This is a genomic window from Vibrio sp. 1402 (assembly GCF_033340275.1).
Genome location: NZ_JAWOWE010000291.1, coordinates 1 through 690 on the forward strand (window position 1 = coordinate 1; position 690 = coordinate 690).

Sequence of the window (690 nt, forward strand, 5' to 3'; positions counted from 1 at the left end):
CATGGAAATGCTGCAGCAAAATGGTCATCTCGACTACATCTTCGTGCCGGTTGGAGGCGGTGGCTTGGCGGCTGGTGTAGCGGTTCTGGTCAAGCAACTGATGCCAGAAATCAAAGTCATCGCCGTCGAGCCTGAAGACTCGTCTTGTCTGAAAGCGGCGCTTGATGCTGGTGAGCCAGTGGTACTCGACCAAGTCAGCATGTTTGCTGATGGTGTGGCGGTAAAACGCATCGGTGAAGAAACATTCCGCTTGTGTCAGAAATACATTGATGGTCATGTGGCGGTTTCAAGCGATGAAATCTGCGCTGCCGTAAAAGACATTTTTGAGGATACTCGCGCGATTGCTGAACCATCCGGGGCGCTTGCGCTTGCTGGCTTGAAGAAGTTTGTTGAGCAAAACCAACTGGAAAACAAAAACCTTGCCACGGTGTTGTCTGGCGCGAATACCAACTTCCATGGTTTACGCTATGTTTCAGAGCGTTGTGAATTAGGTGAGAAGCGTGAAGGTCTATTGGCCGGGACGATTCCAGAACGCCAAGGCGCTTTCTTTGAATTCTGTAATCTGATTGGCGGCCGCGCTGTCACCGAGTTTAACTACCGTTATAACGATGATGAACTGGCGAATATCTTTGTTGGTGTACGCCTGCAAGGCGGTCAGGAAGAGCTGGATAACATCATTCGCGATCTACG

At 50.4% G+C, this 690-nt stretch carries 1 protein-coding gene; it reads left to right on the forward strand.

All coding sequences use genetic code 11. The features are described 5' to 3' along the window. On the forward strand, positions 1–690 hold a 690-nt coding region (locus R7044_RS25625; protein ID WP_225456049.1), incomplete at both ends, for a pyridoxal-phosphate dependent enzyme.